We start from the raw sequence: 16,210 nt of genomic DNA on the forward strand, positions 1-16,210 counted from the left end.
CGCCCGCGGGGGCCGGGGTCTGGACAAGACTGGGGCGCATGACAGTTGACGCTCTGGTGGACGCTCTGACGGATGTCTCCGGCCTGCGGGTGGGGCACGCGACACGCGCCGGCGACGGTTGGCTCACCGGCACCACGGTGGTGCTGGCCCCGGAGGGCGGGGCGGTGGCCGCCGTGGACGTGCGGGGCGGTGGTCCCGGTACCAAGGAGACGGACGCGCTCGACCCGCGCAACGTGGTGCGGAAGGTCGAGGCGATCGTGCTGACCGGCGGCAGCGCGTACGGGCTCGACGCGGCTTCGGGGGTGATGGCCTGGCTGGAGGAACAGGGGCGTGGGATCCGTGTCGGGGCGGACCCGGCGCATGTCGTGCCGGTGGTGCCCGCCGCCTGTGTCTTCGACCTGGGGCGCGGCGGCGACTTCCGGGCCCGGCCGGACGCGGCCACCGGCCGTGCGGCGGTCGAGGCGGCCGCGGCGAGCGAGCCCGGCGCACCGGTGCCCGAGGGATGCGTGGGCGCCGGCACGGGGGCGGTGGTCGGGGTGGTGAAGGGTGGCGTCGGCGGCGCGAGCACCGTGCTCGGCTCGGGGATCACGGTCTCCGCGCTGGTGGTGGCCAACGCGGCGGGGTCGGTGCTGGATCCGGAGACGGGGGTGCTGTACGGGGAGTTGTTCCAGGGGCGGGTGGAGTACCCGGAGGCGCGGGTGCACGAGGCCGCGCGGCGGCGCCTCGCCGAGACGGCCGCGAGGAGCGCGCCTCCGCCGCTCAACACCACGCTCGCGGTGGTCGCCACGGACGCGGACCTGTCGAAGGCGCAGGCGCAGAAGCTGGCCGGCACGGCACACGACGGCATCGCCCGCGCGGTGCGGCCGGTGCACCTCCTCAACGACGGGGACACGGTGTTCGCGCTGGCGACCGGGGACCGCGCCCTGGACGCCGCGAACCCGCTCGCCCTCAACGAGATCCTCGCGGCGGGCGCGGACGTGGTGACGCGGGCGATCGTGCGGGCCGTGCGCGCCGCGGAGCCGGTCGACGGTCCGGGCGGGGCGTGGCCGTCGTACGGGGAGTTGTACGCGGGCCGCTGAGCGGACGGGCACCGCACAGCGGCTCCACAGCGACACCGGACACCGGACACCGGACATTGTCCCGTCCCTGTAACGGTGATGTCGCTCATGGCGGTCGGACGCAACCCGACCGGCCGCCCGGCCCCTCTTCTCCCACGTACTGGAGCGGACCACGCACATCACTCGAACTGGGAGCAGCCCGTGACAACGCCGGACATTGCAGCGCGGCGCAAACTGGGGGCATGTGCCGCCCTGATGATCGGCGCCCTGACGCTCACCGCCTGCGGTGGCAGCGCCAACGCCAAGGACGACGCCAAGGGTGGCGACGACTCGGCGAAGACGTCCGTCGCGAAGATCGCCATCTCGGCGGAGGACGGTTCGACCGACGCCTCCATCAACTCGACCGGCGTCCAGGTCAGCGACGGGAAGCTGACCGACGTGAAGATGACGGTGGCGGGCAGCGATCAGGCCGTACCGGGCTCGATCTCCTCCGACGGCAAGGCCTGGAAGCCGAAGGAGCAGCTGGAGCGCGGCACGAAGTACCAGATATCGGCGACCGCGAAGGACACGGAGGGCCGCACGGCCGCCGCGAACTCCATCTTCACGACGGTCACCACGGCGAACAGCTTCATCGGGACGTACACGCCGGACAACGGCACCACGGTCGGTGTGGGCATGCCGGTGTCGTTCAACTTCGACAAGGCCATCACGAACCGCAAGGACGTGCAGTCGCACATCACGGTCACGTCCAGCAGCGGGCAGAAGGTCGTCGGCCACTGGTTCGGCTCGCAGCGGCTCGACTTCCGGCCCGAGGAGTACTGGAAGGCCGGCTCCAAGGTCACGATGAAGATCGACCTGGACGGGGTCGAGGGCACGAACGGCGTCTACGGCGTGCAGAAGAAGACGGTCACCTTCACCGTCGGGCGCTCGCAGGTCTCCACGGTCGACGTCAACACGCAGACCATGACGGTCGTGCGGGACGGCAAGACCGTCAAGCAGATCCCGATCTCGGCGGGCAGCCCGGAGCACACCACGTACAACGGGCAGATGGTGATCTCCGAAAAGTTCGTGCAGACCCGGATGAACAGCCGGACGGTCGGGCTCGGCGGTGAGTACGACATCCCGGACGTGCCGCACGCGATGCGCCTGACGACGTCCGGCACGTTCATCCACGGCAACTACTGGTACAACAAGGGCAACCCGCCCTTCGGCCGCCAGGGCACCAGCCACGGCTGCGTCGGCCTGGCGGACGTCCGGGGCGCCGGGGGCAGCACGCCCGCCAAGTGGTTCTACGACAACTCGCTCATCGGGGACGTGGTGGTCGTCAAGAACTCCCCCGACAAGACGGTGACGCCGGACAACGGGCTCAACGGCTGGAACATGGACTGGAGCCAGTGGGTCGCGGGCAGCGCCTCGTAAGCGGATGAACGCCCTCCCCACCTGGGATTTTTGACGGACCGACCGGGCCGCGCGGGAACTTTTCGCGCGGCCCGCGCGTTTTCCTGGACGTACGTTTTCTCGGTTCCCGGACATGATGTCCGACCGAGGGGCTACCGTATGCACCCACAAGGTGACATGCAGCAACGCCGGGAGAAACCTTGAGCGTTCCGTACGAGACGGCAGCGTACGAACCCCACGACTCGCCCGAGTCTCCGGAGGAGCACCTCGCGCGACTCCTCGGCCGCGCCCTGAACTCCTTCGAGCTGCCGGACGAGACGATAAGGCGGCTGGACTGCGCGCTGGCGCACGACGGTTCGCTGCACTCCGCACACCACAGCGCGGGCCTGCACCGGGAGACGTACCGGCACACGTGGCTGCTCGCCGACGGTTCGGCGCTCACACTCTGGGAGCTCGTCCACAACACGGCCCCGGGCAGCGAACCGCAGCACGAGGTGTACGTCGACGAGGAGGAGCTGCGCGCCGCCACCTCGCGCCTGCCGCTGCCGCCGGACACGCCTGACTTCGAACTGCCGGTGACGGTGCAGCTGTCCCAGGTCGCCGCGCCCCGGCACGCTTACGGTGGAGACGACTCGGCGGACCACGCGCGGCGTTTACTGCGCCGTGCGGAGAACGCGGACCGGCCGGGCGATGACACGGCGGCCCTGCTGGCCACGGCCTCCGGTCACCAGATCACCCAGGCCTTCGGCCGTCCGTGCCGCGCGGGCCGGGCGGGGCTGGGCTACTCGCTCTACGAGCACGCGTTCCTGCTGCGCGACGGCGCGGAGGTCTCCCTCTGGGAGGTGGAGCACACGGCGACGCCGGACGGGCGGCACATGTGCGAGGTGTACGCCAGCGAGGACGCGGCACGCGAGGCGATGGAGCGGCGGGCGGCGCAGCTCTCCTGATACCGCGGCGCTAGGGGGTGTCCGCCCCCTGGTCCCTGTCGCCGAGGTGGCGCACCAGCTCGGCGAAGGCGTCTCTCTCCTCCGGGGTCAGTTCCACGGACTCCGACCGGTGACCTGTCTGCCGCTGTTGCGGGAGAGCGGGGAGGGAGTGGCCCTCGGGCCACCGGGAGACGTGCTCAGGCATGCGCCCCAGTAGACACCACGGCCCGGGACTTCGGTCCCGGGCCGTGACTTTCGTGATCTATCTCGCAGGTGGCATGAACGGTTCACACGCTCCGAAAGGGGGACGAACCCTGGACTCCCAGGCGTTGAGCCCTTACGCCGCCACCGGCTGCTTCGTCTCCGCCGCTTGAGCCGCGCTGCCCTCGCCGGAGGCCGACGTGGCGCCCGGAGCCGGCTTGCGCAGGCCCTTCAGGACGACCACCAGGGCCGTGGTGACGCAGACGCCCGCGGCGATGGCGACCAGGTAGAGCAGCGGGCTGCCGATCAGCGGGACCACGAAGATGCCGCCGTGCGGGGCCCGCAGGGTGGAGCCGAAGGCCATCGACAGGGCGCCGGTGATCGCGCCGCCCGCCATGGAGGCCGGGATGACGCGCAGCGGGTCGGCCGCGGCGAACGGGATCGCGCCCTCGGAGATGAAGGAGGCGCCGAGCACCCAGGCGGCCTTGCCGTTCTCGCGCTCGGTGTGCGTGAAGAGCTTGCCGCGCACGGTCGTGGCCAGGGCCATCGCCAGCGGAGGCACCATGCCGGCCGCCATGACCGCCGCCATGATCTTCATCGCGGAGTCGCTGGGGCTGGACACCGCGATGCCGGCGGTGGCGAAGGTGTAGGCGACCTTGTTGACCGGACCGCCGAGGTCGAAGCACATCATCAGGCCGAGGAGGGCGCCGAGCAGGATGGCGTTGCTGCCGGACAGGCCGTTCAGCCAGTCGGTCATGCCCTTCTGGGCCTCGGCGATGGGCTTGCCGATGACGACGAACATCAGGAACCCGACGATCGCCGAGGAGATCAGCGGGATCACCACCACCGGCATGATGCCGCGCAGCGCCGCCGGGATGTTCACCTTCTGGATGGCGATGACCACGCCACCGGCGATCAGACCGGCCGCGAGACCGCCGAGGAACCCGGCGTTGATGGTCAGGGCGATCGAGCCGCCGACGAAGCCGGGGACGAGACCGGGCCGGTCGGCCATGCCGTAGGCGATGTAGCCGGCCAGGACCGGGACGAGGAAGCCGAAGGCCACCCCGCCGATCTGGAAGAGCAGGGCCGCCCAGCTGTCGGCCTGGAGCCACATGAAGTGCTCCATCACCGAGGGGGCCTTGTCGACCTTCCAGCCGCCGATCGCGAAGCCGAGAGCGATCAGCAGACCGCCCGCCGCGACGAACGGCACCATGTAACTCACGCCGGACATCAGCCACTTGCGCAGCTTGGTGCCGTAGCCCTCGCTGGAGTCGCCGCTGCGCTCGACGGGCGTGCTGCCCGGGGAGCCGGAGGTGACCTCACCGCGGGCGGCCTTGTCGCGGACCTCGGTGATGAGTTCCGCGGGGCGGTTGATGCCCGCCTTCACACCGACGTCGACCGTCGGCTTCCCGGCGAAGCGATCCTTCTCCCGTACGGGCACGTCGTGGGCGAAGATCACGCCGTCCGCCGCCGCGATGACCGCCGGGTCGAGCCGGGTGAAGCCGGCCGAGCCCTGGGGCTCGACGGTGATGTCGACACCCGCCGCACGGCCGGCGTTCTCCAGCGACTCGGCCGCCATGTAGGTGTGGGCGATGCCGGTGGGGCAGGAGGTGACGGCGACGATGCGGAACGGGCGCTCCCCCGCGTCAGCGGTGTCGTCGGCGTCGTCGGTGACCGTGGCGGCGGCGGGAGAGGCCGCTCCCGCCGACGCCACGGGGTCTTCGGAGCCGGCCTCGGCGGACGGGTCGGCCGCGTCGGGCTCGTCACCGCGGATCAGCGCCGCCGCGGCCGCCGCGTCGCCCACCGCGCGCAGGGCGTCGGTGAACTCCGTGTTCATCAGCTGCCGGGCCAGCGACGACAGGATCGTCAGGTGGGCGTCGTCGGCGCCGGCCGGCGCGGCGATCAGGAAGATCAGGTCGGCGGGGCCGTCCGCCGCGCCGAAGTCGATGCCGTCGGCGCTGCGCCCGAAGGCGAGCGTCGGCTCGGTGACGTGCTCGCTGCGGCAGTGCGGGATGCCGATGCCGCCGTCGAGGCCGGTCGGCATCTGGGCTTCGCGGGCGGCCACGTCGGCGAGGAAGCCGTCCAGGTCGGTCACCCGGCCCAGGGCCACCATGCGCTCGGCGAGGGCACGCGCCGCCGCTTCCTTGGTATCGGCGGACAGGTCGAGATCGACCAGGTCCGCGGTGATCATGTCGCTCATCGCGGGCTCCTTAGCACGCGTATCGCCCGGTCAGACGAATGGGCGGGGGAGGGGACGGGGATGCGGTGGGGGGTGACGGGGGTGGCGGCGGGCCGTAACGGGGAGGTCGGCCGCTCGCGGGTCGGTCCGCGCTGCTCCTCGTACGTCATGACACCGGCTCCTTCAGCGCACGGTCCGCCGGGATGTCCGCCGTGACCGTCACCGCGGCCGGGTCCAGGTCGCCGGGCTCCGGCATGACGCTGCCGGGCAGCTGGACGGCCGCCGCGCCATGGGCGACCGCCGAGGCGAGGGCCTCGGGGCCGCTGCCGCCGGCGATCAGGAAACCGGCGAGGGAGGAATCACCGGCGCCCACGTTGCTGCGTACGGTGTCCACGCGGGCGCCGCCGAACCAGGCGCCCTCGTCGGAGACGAGCAGCTGCCCGTCGGCGCCGAGGCTGGCGAGGACGGCCCGGGCGCCCATCTCGCGCAGTTCCTCTGCCGCCTTCACGGCGTCGCCGACGGTGGCGAGGGGGCGGCCGACGGCCTCCGCGAGCTCCTCGGCGTTCGGCTTGACCACGTCGGGCCGCTCACGCAGGGCCGCGAGGAGCGCGGGCCCGGAGGTGTCCAGGGCGATCCGCGCACCGGCGGCGTGCGTGCGGGCGACCAGCTCGGCGTACCAGGAGGGGGCGAGGCCGCGCGGCAGGCTGCCGCAGCAGGCGATCCAGGCGGCGTCGCGAGACTGCTGCCGTACGGTCTCCAGGAGCAGTTCGCGCTCGGCCTCGGACAGTTCGGGGCCCGGCGCGTTGATCTTCGTCAGGACGCCGTCGGCTTCGGCGAGGGCGATGTTGGAGCGGGTGGCCCCGGCGACCGGGACCGGCGCGACCTCGATGCCCTGCGCGTCGAGCAGGTCGGCGACGAGCGCGCCCGGGGCACCGCCCAGGGGCAGGACCGCCACCGTGCGCTGACCGGCCGCCGCGACCGCGCGCGAGACGTTCACGCCCTTGCCCCCCGGGTCCATCCGCTCGCCGGTGGCGCGGATGACCTCGCCGCGGTCGAGGGACGGCACCTCGTAGGTGCGGTCGAGGGACGGGTTGGGGGTCACGGTGAGGATCATGCGCGCACTACTTCCGTGCCGCCGCGCTCGATGGCGACGGTGTCTTCGGGGCTCAGCCCGCTGTCGGTGATCAGCAGGTCCACATCGCTCAGGTCGCCGAAGCGGGCGAAGTGCTCCTGGCCGTGCTTGGAGGAGTCGGCGAGCAGCACCACGCGGCGGGCGGCGGCGACGGCCGCCCGCTTGACGGCGGCCTCGGCGAGGTCGGGGGTGGTCAGGCCGTGTTCGGCGGAGAAGCCGTTGGCGGCCACGAACAGCACGTCCGCGCGGATCTCGCCGTACGCGCGCAGCGCCCAGGCGTCCACGGCGGCGCGCGTACGGTGCCGTACGCGCCCCCCGACGAGGTGGAGCTGGATGCCGGGGTGGTCGGCGAGGCGGGCCGCGATGGGCAGGCTGTGCGTGACGACGGTGAGGGCGGACTCCAGCGGAAGGGCGGCGGCCATCTTGGCCACCGTCGTCCCGGCGTCGAGGATCATCGTGCCCTCGCTCGGCAGTTCCGCGAGGGCCGCCTTGGCGATGCGGTCCTTCTCGTCGGCGGCCGTCGTCTCGCGCTCGGCGAGGTCCGGTTCGAAGTCGAGCCGCCCGACCGGGATGGCGCCGCCGTGCACCCGGCGGACCAGTCCGGCGCGGTCGAGGGCCTTCAGGTCCCGGCGGATCGTCTCCGCCGTCACCTGGAACTCCTCGGCCAGCGACACGACATCCACTCGGCCGCCGTCACGGGCGAGCCGGAGGATCTCCTGCTGCCGCTCCGGTGCGTACATGTCTGTTCGCCTCCGCCTCGTGCCCGAACGTGTGGTTTCAGCGGGAGGCTACGCCGAGATTTCCGTGAAGTAAACAGGTTCGGGCTTAATCGGGCATGATCGGAAACAGAGACGGGCTCGGCACCGATGTGCCGAGCCCGTTCTCCGACGATTGCCGGACGACTGTCAGGAAGCCAGCGCCGGTTCCTTCTGCTCCGTCGCGGCCTGCTCCCCCTCGACATGCTGCGCCGGCCGCTTCGGCAGGGCGAACATCAGCAGGAAGATCACACCCATCACCGCGGCCACCCAGCCCAGCGAGTTCCGGAAGGCGTCCGCGAAGGCCGGGCCCACCTGGTCCGGGCGCAGATGGTCGCCGATCGTGCCGAAGAAGACGACCGACACCAGGCCCAGGCCCAGCGCGTTGCCCATCTGCTGCACGGTGTTGAGCAGACCGGAGGCCGAGCCGGAGTGCTCGCGCGGCACCTCGGAGAGGATCGCGTCGGTCAGCGGAGCGACGATCAAGCCCATGCCCACGCCCATCACGACCAGCGGCAGCGCCATCTGCCAGGGCGCGATGCCGAGGCCGTAGTGCCCGGACTCCCAGAGGTAGAGCAGCACCCCGGCCGCCATCACCAGCCCGCCCGCCTGGAGCACCTTGCGCCCGAAGCGCGGGACCAGTTGCTGCACCGACATCCCGGCGGCCACCGACACGGCGATCGAGAACGGCACCCCGGTCAGCCCGGCCTTCAGCGGGCTCCAGCCCAGTCCGAACTGCATGTACAGCGTCCACACCAGGAAGAAGACGCCGAGCGCGACGCCGAAGACGGTCTGCACGGCGATCCCGGCCGCGAAGCTCTTGACCCGGAACAGCGACAGCTCGACCAGCGGAGAGCCGTCCCGTGCGGTCTTGCGCCGCTCGTACGCCACCAGCGCCGCGAGGACGACGAGCGAGCCGGCCATCGAGACGTACCCCCACAGCGGCCAGCCCAGCTCGCGGCCTCGGATGAGCGGGTAGAGCAGCATCAGCAGGCCCAGCGTCACGAGCGCGACACCCACCAGGTCCAGCTTCAGGGCCCGCGGCGCCTTGGACTCGGTGATGAAACGGCTGCCCAGGATCAGACCCGCGACGCCCACGGGCAGGTTGATCAGGAAGATCGAGCGCCACTCCCACCCGAACAGGTTCCACTCGGTCAGCAGCGCGCCGAGCAGCGGACCGGACACGGCCCCGAGACCGACGACCGCGCCGAACAGCCCGAACACCTTGCCCCGCTCGTGCGCCGGGAAGGTCGCGTGCACGATCGACAGCACCTGCGGCACCATCAGCGCCGCCATGGCGCCCTGGAGGAACCGCGAGGCGACCAGCATCTCCGGGTTCACGGCGAGTCCGCACAGTGCGGAGGCGACGGTGAAGCCGCCGATGCCGATGAGGAAGATCCGCTTGCGGCCGTAGATGTCACCGAGCCGTCCGCCTGTGATCAGACCGGCGGCGAAGGCGAGGGCGTAACCGGCGGTGATCCACTGGATCTGGCTGAAGGACGCACCGGACTCCCGCTGGATCGACGGGATGGCGATGTTGACGATCGTCACGTCGACGAGGTCCATGAAGGCGGCGGTCATCACGATCGCCAGAGCGAACCAACGGCGGCGGTCGGTCCCGCCGCCCGCGGTGCTGGGTGTGGTCTCGGTGGAGGTCATGCCACGAAGTTAGAGGACCAATAGGTCAGATCTTGTCCTACTGGTGCGGCATCCTCGTCGGTATGACGACGGACACTCCGGCCCGGCTCCTGACGCTCCTCTCCCTCCTCCAGACCCCCCGCGAGTGGCCCGGCGGCGAGCTCGCCGGCCGGCTCGGGGTCTCCCGCCGCACGGTCCGGCGGGACATCGACCGGCTGCGCGAGCTCGGCTATCCCGTGCAGGCGAGCAAGGGCGCCGACGGCGGCTACCGGCTGGTCGCCGGCAAGGCCATGCCGCCCCTCGTGCTCGACGACGAGGAGGCCGTGGCCATCGCGGTCGGGTTGCGCGCCGGGGCCGGGCACGCGGTCGAGGGCCTGGACGAGGCGTCGGTGCGGGCACTGGCCAAGCTGGAGCAGGTGCTGCCGGGCCGGCTGCGGCACCGCGTGACCACCCTCCAGGCCGCGACCACACCGCTGACCAGCGGGGACGGGCCCAGCATCGCGCCCGAGACACTCACCGTCATGGCCTCCACGGCGGCCGGGCACGAGCGGCTGCGGTTCGCCTACCGGGCGGCGGACGGCTCCGAGTCACGGCGCCTGACGGAGCCGTACCGGCTGGTGTCGACGGGCCGCCGCTGGTACCTGGTGGCGTACGACATCGACCGCGACGACTGGCGCACGTTCCGCGTCGACCGCGTGAGCGAACCGTTCGCCACGGGGGCTCGGTTCGTGCCGCGCGAGCTGCCGACGGGGAACGCGGCGGAGTACCTGCGGCAGTCGATGCAACGGCAGCAGGAGGCGTACGACTTCGAGGTCACGTTCGCCGCACCGGCCGACTTCGTCGCCGCACGGATGCCCGCATGGCTGGGGACGCCGGAGCCGCTGGACGACGGCAGCTGCCGGCTGCGGGGATCCGTGGGGGACGCGGTGCAGTGGGTGGCGTTCCGGCTGGCGCTGCTGGAGTGCGACTTCGTGGTGCACGCGCCGGAGGAACTCGTGACGGCCGTGAGGGACTTGGGGGCGCGGTTGAGCAGGGCTGGCGAGGGGGGACGGAGCGTGAGGTGAAGCGCCCGTTGCCCGGGGGCGGCCGCGCGCGGGCCGGATGGAGCAAGCCCGGCTGCGTGTTGTCCGTTCATGATCAAGACTGTCCCTCATGGAGAAGACTCCCAGGGTGATTGTGGAGCCGCCGGACAGCAGAGGCCTCCGCGCAGTCAGCGTGGGTGGAACAAAGGTGGGCAGCGCCTGGTCCCCGAGCGGGCTGCGCAAGGTTCTCCGAGAACTCGGCTGCCCGGAAAGCATCGATCTGGAAGACCGGAGAGTCATCGTCTGGCGCGAGGCCGGCAGCGAGATATGGCCCGATCGCGCGTGGCGAAGACGCACGGCCACAGCGCTCATGATGGCGGGACTGATCCTTTCCATGGTCCTGCTCACCGTGGTCGGAACACCGGACGCCATGGGGGCACTGACGTTCGCGCAGCGCATGACGGGGTTCCTCTTCATCCTGTCCGGCGCGGTGCAGGGCCTCGCGGCGCTGGCGGCCCTCGACTATGAGGGAAAACGGCAGTTCAAGTACTCCGGAGCCGTGGTACTGGTCGGGGCACTGATCGCCTTGATCACGGAGAGCATTCTCCTGTTCACCTGGCTCCAGGAAAGAGAACCGACATTCTACTTCCCGGCATACCTGCTGCTCTTCGCATGGTCGCTGTGGGCCCTCTGGCGGCTGATCCAGGGGCACGTGTGGAGAGCCATACCCCACCCCAAAAGATTTGCGACCGGGGTGGCCCTGTCCGGCATCCTGGCCTCCACGAACTTCGCATACTCCGCCGTCTACCAGCCCACCTCCGCTCCCTTCTACGTCACCCTCACGGCAAAGTTCGGCACCCCTCACACCGATCCCACCCGCCCGTTCATCCATGTGCCGATGACGTTCCAGGTGGAGAACACCGGAAAGGTCCCGGCATACATCCTCGTTGACAAGTACCTGGTCTACGGGCGTTCGGCTGAATACTCGAATGACGACGAGGGACTGAGGGACTGGAAGAATGCTCTGGAGGGTGGATACGACGCAGAGCTTCATGTCACTGAATCAGGCAGCAAAACGATAAGCGCCGGACAATTCGCCGGACCGGGGTACTGGCTTCATCCTGGAGAGGGTCACGTCAAGGAAAAGGTGATACAGATCCCCAGGAGCGTCGAATACGATCTCCTGGAAGCGACCTTGGCCGTGGTGGCGATGAGAATGGATCGCGGAAAGATCGATCTCCTGCAACTTCAGCGGGCGCACCCCTCCTGGCAGAAGAAGGAGGGGCGATTCTACTGCGCAAAATGCAGCGATATGCTCATCCATGAAGGGAAGGTACGCCACAACAACAACATCATCAACGTCACCCGCAGACCCCGGTACGTGACCGTACTCTGGTACGGCAATCAGGAAAAGTTCGGTTACGAGTACGCCATCTCGTCCTACAAATTCAACCCCAGGAAAAGGCCAGACGTGGGGGAAATCGCGAGGGAAGAGGATCGGTACGGCGTGGAGTCGCGTTCGACTTCAACAAAAGTCTCCGTCGCGGCATTGATGGCGTCGTTGTAGCGCACTGGGTGCCGAGTTGCAGGAGTACCCCATTGGGTCCAAAGTAGTCGTAAGTGATAGTTGTGTCTGTACGGGCAAATCCGCATGTTTTCCACAGTGCACCTGGATGTGCCATGGCCAGAAACGCCCGGCGACGTTCCTGCCGTTACAGGGGCTGCACGTACTGCTTGGTTGCAGCGCTCTCCCTCTCAGGAGGCGTGACCCTCTCCGCGACAGGGGCCTTCGGCCAAGCCGCGACCGTGACACCGGCCCAGACTCCCACCCCACCGCCGGATCCCGGCACACCGGATCCCGGCACCCCCGATCCCGGCACCCCCGATCCCGGCACGCCCGATCCCGGCACCCCGGAACCCGGCACCCCGGAACCGGGCACGCCGACCGAGTCCAGTCCGCCCGAGCCCGGCACACCGACGGATCCCGAGACGACGGACCCCGGCACGCAGACCGAGCCGAGCGAGCCGACCGGCCCCGGCGAACCGACGGACTCCGGCACCGAGTCGCAGCCCACGTCACCGGCCGACCCCTCGGAACAAGCGAAGCTCATGGAGCAGCGCACGGCGGCGCTGCAGGTGCCGGAGGAAGTGAAGGAGGAAGTCGAGAACGAGCTGAGCGGGCTGCTGAAGTTGAGCAGGAATCCAGACGTCCCGCCCAGCCAACGGGCCGCTTACACGAGAATCGTGTCCCGGCTCACCGACACGCTGGAGACGATCCAGGATCCCCGGACGCCTCGCGAGCAGCGGCTCGCCGCCACGCACATCGTGGAAAGGACGGCCGACACGCTGGGAGTGATCCAGGAGCCGGTCACGCCGCGCGAGGCGCGGTCCGCCTACACCAAAATCGTGGACGGGACAGTCAGCACGCTGGAGACGATCCAGGATCCAGGTGCGCCGCGCGGAGCCAAGACGCCTCCCGAGCAGCGGGCCGCCTACACGGAGCTCGTGGAAGAGATGACCGAGCGCTTCAGGCTGTTCACGAATCAGGAAGCAACCAAGGACGCACGGGCCTTCGTCCGCAATCAGGCTGAGCAGGACAACAAAACGCTGGCTCGCATGCGAAAGGAATCCCCGCCCCAGAAGGAACTCGACGGAGCGGTGGAGGCCATGGAGGCCATGGGGAAGGCCCAGCGGATTCTTGGCGACCGGAGCCTTCCGCCGAAGCAGCGGACCGAGCTCAAGAAGAACGTGGAGCAGCTGAGCCGCACTCTGCTGAAGTCCTACGACCGGTCGGTGTCCCGCGAAGACCGGGACAAGGCGAAGGAATCGGGAGAGGACTTCCTCGAAAAACTCGACGAGAACACCGACGAGCACTCGGGCAAACCCCTGCTGGAGATCAGGAACAAACCCTTGAGCTCTACGGTCGCTCCGGGAGAGTTCCAGTCCTTCACCGTCAAGGTCACCAATCACGGGGATGACGACGTCACCGGTGTGACGGTGGAGGACGAGTTCGGCTCGGCATCGGGCGGTGCCGGGGGAGGCGTCATCCACCCCGTGTTGCATGCCCAGCTGACGACGGAATCAGGTGCGGAGAACGACTGCGACATCACCGCGGGGGACACCGTGGTGACCTGCCCCACGGAGGGTGACACCAACATCCGGCCGGAGGAGACGGTCACGGTCACCATCCGAGCGGTGGTGAAGGCGTCGCAGGTGGCTTCCGGACAGAAGGAGAACACCACCCAGGTGAAGCACGAGGGGGGTGCGGAACAGGGCAGGGCCGAGTTCGCCGTCGTCAAGGCTCCGAAGCTGTCCGAGCAGGACCTCGAAGACGAACTGAAGGCCATCCGGCAATGTGCCGCGCAGTTGGAGACGTCCGGCGTCTCCAGGGAAGCCCTGACCGTTTTCACCGAGGTGATGGGTGGTGAACTCGAGCAGGGGACGTCTCCGGCCCAGGCCAGTGCCGAGGCGTACAAGGCCACGCTCACCAGAGCCGGACCCGACGAGGCGGTGTCGCTCGCGCAGATAAGCGTGTTCGACGTGTCTCTTCGCGACGCCGCGAAAACCTTCAAGTCGGCAAGCGACTGCCCTGGGTTCGTCGACAAGGCCCTGTGAGCCGAGTGACCTCAAGGCCCTGTCAACGGCGTGACCGTCCAGCGTCGCGTCGCCGGCTCTCCCAGGGGAAATCCCGCAGCACCCCCAGATTCCGCAACGCCAGTGCCGCCGGCCCCTCCGGCCCGTCCGCCGGGACGTCCCCGGCCGCCGCCCAGCCCTCCACCGCCGCACGTACGGCCGCGCTCGCCACGGCGGCCGCGAAGCGCAGGTCCAAGGGCGTGGCAACGTTATCGCGGCCGGTTGTCGAGGGAGTCCGCGCTGGACCGGCCGTCAGCCGCGCGGCCAGTACCTCCGTCAGCGACCGCTCGGATGCCTGGCACACCTCCGCCCACACCCTGCGCAGGGACGGGTTGGCCTCGGCGAGGCGCAGGAGTGTGCGGACCCACTCCCAGGAGGACGCCGAGACGCCGACGCCCGGGGTGAGGGTGTGGCGCACTGCGTGCTCCAGGGCCTGGGGCACGCAGTCGTCGGCGGGAGCCGCGCGTACCGCCTCCACCCAGCGCTGGGCGCCGGCCGCGTAGAGCGGGGCGACGGCCTCCTCCTTGGTGGCGAAGTACCGGTAGAAGGTGCGCGGGGCGATGCCGGCCGCCTGGGCGATGTCCTCCGCGCGGGTCGCGCGCAGGCCGTGCCGTACGAAGAGGCCGGCCGCGGCCCGGGCGATCTCCATACGCGTCTCGGCCTTCCGCCGCTCGGTCAGCGAGGCCTGAGGAGGGGTCGGGGTGGTGCTGCTCACGCCCGGCAGGCTATGCCCATGTGACACAATCTGCCATCTGGCGGGCCACCCCGTGGTTCAGGTACGGGGTGCCCCGCCCTCCAGCACATCGCCCTCCACCCTCACACTCCCCCGGTCACGCAGAGAGCCGGGCCCCGGCGCCCGGGGGGAGGGGCGCCGAAGCCCGGCTTTGGAGAGTCCCGGCGCCGGGGGGAGTGCGACGGGACTTGGCTCTGGGGGGCCAGGGGCGTGGTCCCGGGCCCGAACTGGTGGGCCCGGAAGTCTTGTTCCCGGTGCCCCACGGGTTGAAGCGGCGTTACATGGCCATGTTTGCGCGGTCTTTCGCCACCCGGCGTACGCGGCGAGCCCCGGGCGCACACTGTCCGTCGTCGACAGACAGCGGGACTACACCCACAGGCCGTGGGACGAGTCGTACGCCCGGACGCCCACCGGCGGACACCGGCGTCACGCCGCCGCGTCGAACCCGGTGCTGCGCGCCAGCTTCTTCAGCTCCAGCAGCGCGTGCTTCTCGATCTGCCGGATGCGCTCGCGGGTCAGGCCGTGCTCCTTGCCGACCTCGGTCAGCGTGCGCTCCCGGCCGTCCTCGATGCCGTAGCGCATCTTGATGATCGAGGCCGTGCGCTGGTCGAGGCGGCCGATGAGGTCGTCGAGCTCCTCGCTGCGCAGCAGCGTGAGCACCGACTGCTCGGGCGACACCGCCGAGGTGTCCTCCAGGAGGTCGCCGAACTGGGTCTCGCCCTCGTCGTCCACCGACATGTTCAGCGAGACCGGGTCGCGGGCCCAGTCGAGCACGTCGGTGACGCGCTCCGGCGTCGAACCGAGCTCGGCGGCGATCTCCGCGGGCTCCGGGTCCCGCCCGTGCTCGCGGTTGAACTCGCGCTGCACCCGCCGGATCCGGCCAAGCTCCTCCACGAGGTGGACGGGCAGGCGGATCGTACGGGACTGGTCGGCTATGGAGCGGGTGATGGCCTGGCGGATCCACCACGTCGCGTACGTGGAGAACTTGAAGCCCTTGCGGTAGTCGAACTTCTCGACCGCGCGCACCAGGCCGGCGTTGCCCTCCTGGATCAGGTCCAGCAGCGGCAGACCGCTGCGGGGGTAGCGGCGGGCGACGGCGACGACCAGGCGCAGGTTGGAGCGGATGAAGACGTCCTTGGCCCGCTCCGCGTCGGCGACCAGGGCTTCCAGCTCCTCACGGGTGGCGTCCGCCTTGGTCTCCTCGTACCCGTCGAGGACCTGCCGCGCGAACACACCCGCTTCGATGACCTGGGACAGCTCGACTTCCTTGGCGGCGTCGAGCAGCGGTGTACGCGCGATCTCGTCGAGGTACATGCCGACCAGGTCGCGATCGGCGATCTCGCCGCCATGGGCGCGAACACTGCTTGCCCTGTCGACCGTCTCGCCGGTGGCGGACTGACGACGGGCGACGGCACGGGTTGCCATGCGTGCTCCCTTGCGATGATGAGGTCAGCGGGTGGTCCTTCGGACGCTGGACTCCGTCTCCGGGACTCTCCGGACTCTCCTCGGGTGCCCTGCATCCGATGGAAACAACG

The 16,210-nt window shown here is 70.1% G+C and carries 13 protein-coding genes; 6 read left to right on the forward strand and 7 right to left on the reverse strand.

Annotated features, from left to right (window positions below; translation table 11 throughout):
- The first annotated feature begins 38 nt into the window (after positions 1 to 38).
- From ABFX81_RS24210 to ABFX81_RS24220, 3 genes are all read left to right on the forward strand, one after another.
- The gene (locus ABFX81_RS24210) at positions 39 to 1,079 is read left to right on the forward strand and encodes a P1 family peptidase (RefSeq protein WP_086849584.1); all 1,041 of its coding nucleotides are present in this window, start codon (positions 39 to 41) and stop codon (positions 1,077 to 1,079) included.
- A 180-nt stretch (positions 1,080 to 1,259) separates the two neighbouring features.
- On the forward strand, positions 1,260 to 2,477 hold the full coding sequence (locus ABFX81_RS24215; RefSeq protein WP_086849586.1) for an Ig-like domain-containing protein: 1,218 nt from the start codon (positions 1,260 to 1,262) through the stop codon (positions 2,475 to 2,477).
- A 179-nt stretch (positions 2,478 to 2,656) separates the two neighbouring features.
- Positions 2,657 to 3,403, forward strand: a complete 747-nt coding sequence (locus tag ABFX81_RS24220; RefSeq protein ID WP_086849587.1) for a DUF6227 family protein — start codon at positions 2,657 to 2,659, stop codon at positions 3,401 to 3,403.
- A 10-nt stretch (positions 3,404 to 3,413) separates the two neighbouring features.
- Here the strand turns inward: ABFX81_RS24220 and ABFX81_RS24225 are convergent, their stop codons facing one another.
- From ABFX81_RS24225 to ABFX81_RS24245, 5 genes are all read right to left on the reverse strand, one after another.
- Entirely contained in the window at positions 3,414 to 3,587 is a 174-nt protein-coding gene (locus ABFX81_RS24225) for a hypothetical protein (RefSeq protein WP_346138641.1), read from the reverse strand.
- A 132-nt stretch (positions 3,588 to 3,719) separates the two neighbouring features.
- The gene (locus ABFX81_RS24230) at positions 3,720 to 5,783 is read right to left on the reverse strand and encodes a PTS fructose transporter subunit IIABC (protein ID WP_346138642.1); all 2,064 of its coding nucleotides are present in this window, start codon (positions 5,781 to 5,783) and stop codon (positions 3,720 to 3,722) included.
- Between the two features lie 145 nt (positions 5,784 to 5,928).
- A complete protein-coding gene (gene pfkB / locus ABFX81_RS24235) occupies positions 5,929 to 6,876 on the reverse strand; it encodes a 1-phosphofructokinase (RefSeq protein ID WP_346138643.1) in 948 nt (315 codons plus the stop codon).
- Positions 6,873 to 7,634, reverse strand: coding sequence for a DeoR family transcriptional regulator (locus tag ABFX81_RS24240; protein ID WP_086852030.1), 762 nt, complete (start codon positions 7,632 to 7,634; stop codon positions 6,873 to 6,875). The genes pfkB and ABFX81_RS24240 overlap by 4 nt, the downstream gene beginning before the upstream one ends.
- Before the next feature lie 165 nt (positions 7,635 to 7,799).
- The gene (locus ABFX81_RS24245) at positions 7,800 to 9,308 is read right to left on the reverse strand and encodes a DHA2 family efflux MFS transporter permease subunit (RefSeq protein ID WP_086852028.1); all 1,509 of its coding nucleotides are present in this window, start codon (positions 9,306 to 9,308) and stop codon (positions 7,800 to 7,802) included.
- 62 nt (positions 9,309 to 9,370) lie between these two features.
- On the opposite strand from ABFX81_RS24245, the gene ABFX81_RS24250 reads away from it, so the two are divergent.
- The 3 genes from ABFX81_RS24250 (at position 9,371) to ABFX81_RS24260 (ending at position 13,924) form a co-directional block, all read left to right on the forward strand.
- Positions 9,371 to 10,351 carry a WYL domain-containing protein gene (locus ABFX81_RS24250; protein WP_086852034.1) on the forward strand — a complete coding sequence of 327 codons (981 nt, stop codon included), beginning with the start codon at positions 9,371 to 9,373 and terminating at the stop codon, positions 10,349 to 10,351.
- Positions 10,352 to 10,439: 88 nt separating this feature from the next.
- Positions 10,440 to 11,876: a Yip1 family protein gene (locus ABFX81_RS24255; protein WP_346138644.1), complete on the forward strand. Its 1,437-nt coding sequence runs from the start codon at positions 10,440 to 10,442 to the stop codon at positions 11,874 to 11,876.
- A gap of 542 nt (positions 11,877 to 12,418) precedes the next feature.
- A complete protein-coding gene (locus tag ABFX81_RS24260) occupies positions 12,419 to 13,924 on the forward strand; it encodes a hypothetical protein (RefSeq protein WP_346138645.1) in 1,506 nt (501 codons plus the stop codon).
- Positions 13,925 to 13,946: 22 nt separating this feature from the next.
- Here the strand turns inward: ABFX81_RS24260 and ABFX81_RS24265 are convergent, their stop codons facing one another.
- Both ABFX81_RS24265 and ABFX81_RS24270 read right to left on the reverse strand, forming a co-directional pair.
- Positions 13,947 to 14,657, reverse strand: coding sequence for a TetR family transcriptional regulator (locus ABFX81_RS24265; RefSeq protein ID WP_086840346.1), 711 nt, complete (start codon positions 14,655 to 14,657; stop codon positions 13,947 to 13,949).
- Positions 14,658 to 15,101: 444 nt separating this feature from the next.
- Positions 15,102 to 16,100, reverse strand: coding sequence for a sigma-70 family RNA polymerase sigma factor (locus ABFX81_RS24270; protein WP_086840344.1), 999 nt, complete (start codon positions 16,098 to 16,100; stop codon positions 15,102 to 15,104).
- Between the last annotated feature and the right edge of the window lie 110 nt (positions 16,101 to 16,210).

This window comes from Streptomyces coeruleofuscus, from assembly GCF_039532725.1.
GTDB lineage: Bacteria > Actinomycetota > Actinomycetes > Streptomycetales > Streptomycetaceae > Streptomyces > Streptomyces coeruleofuscus.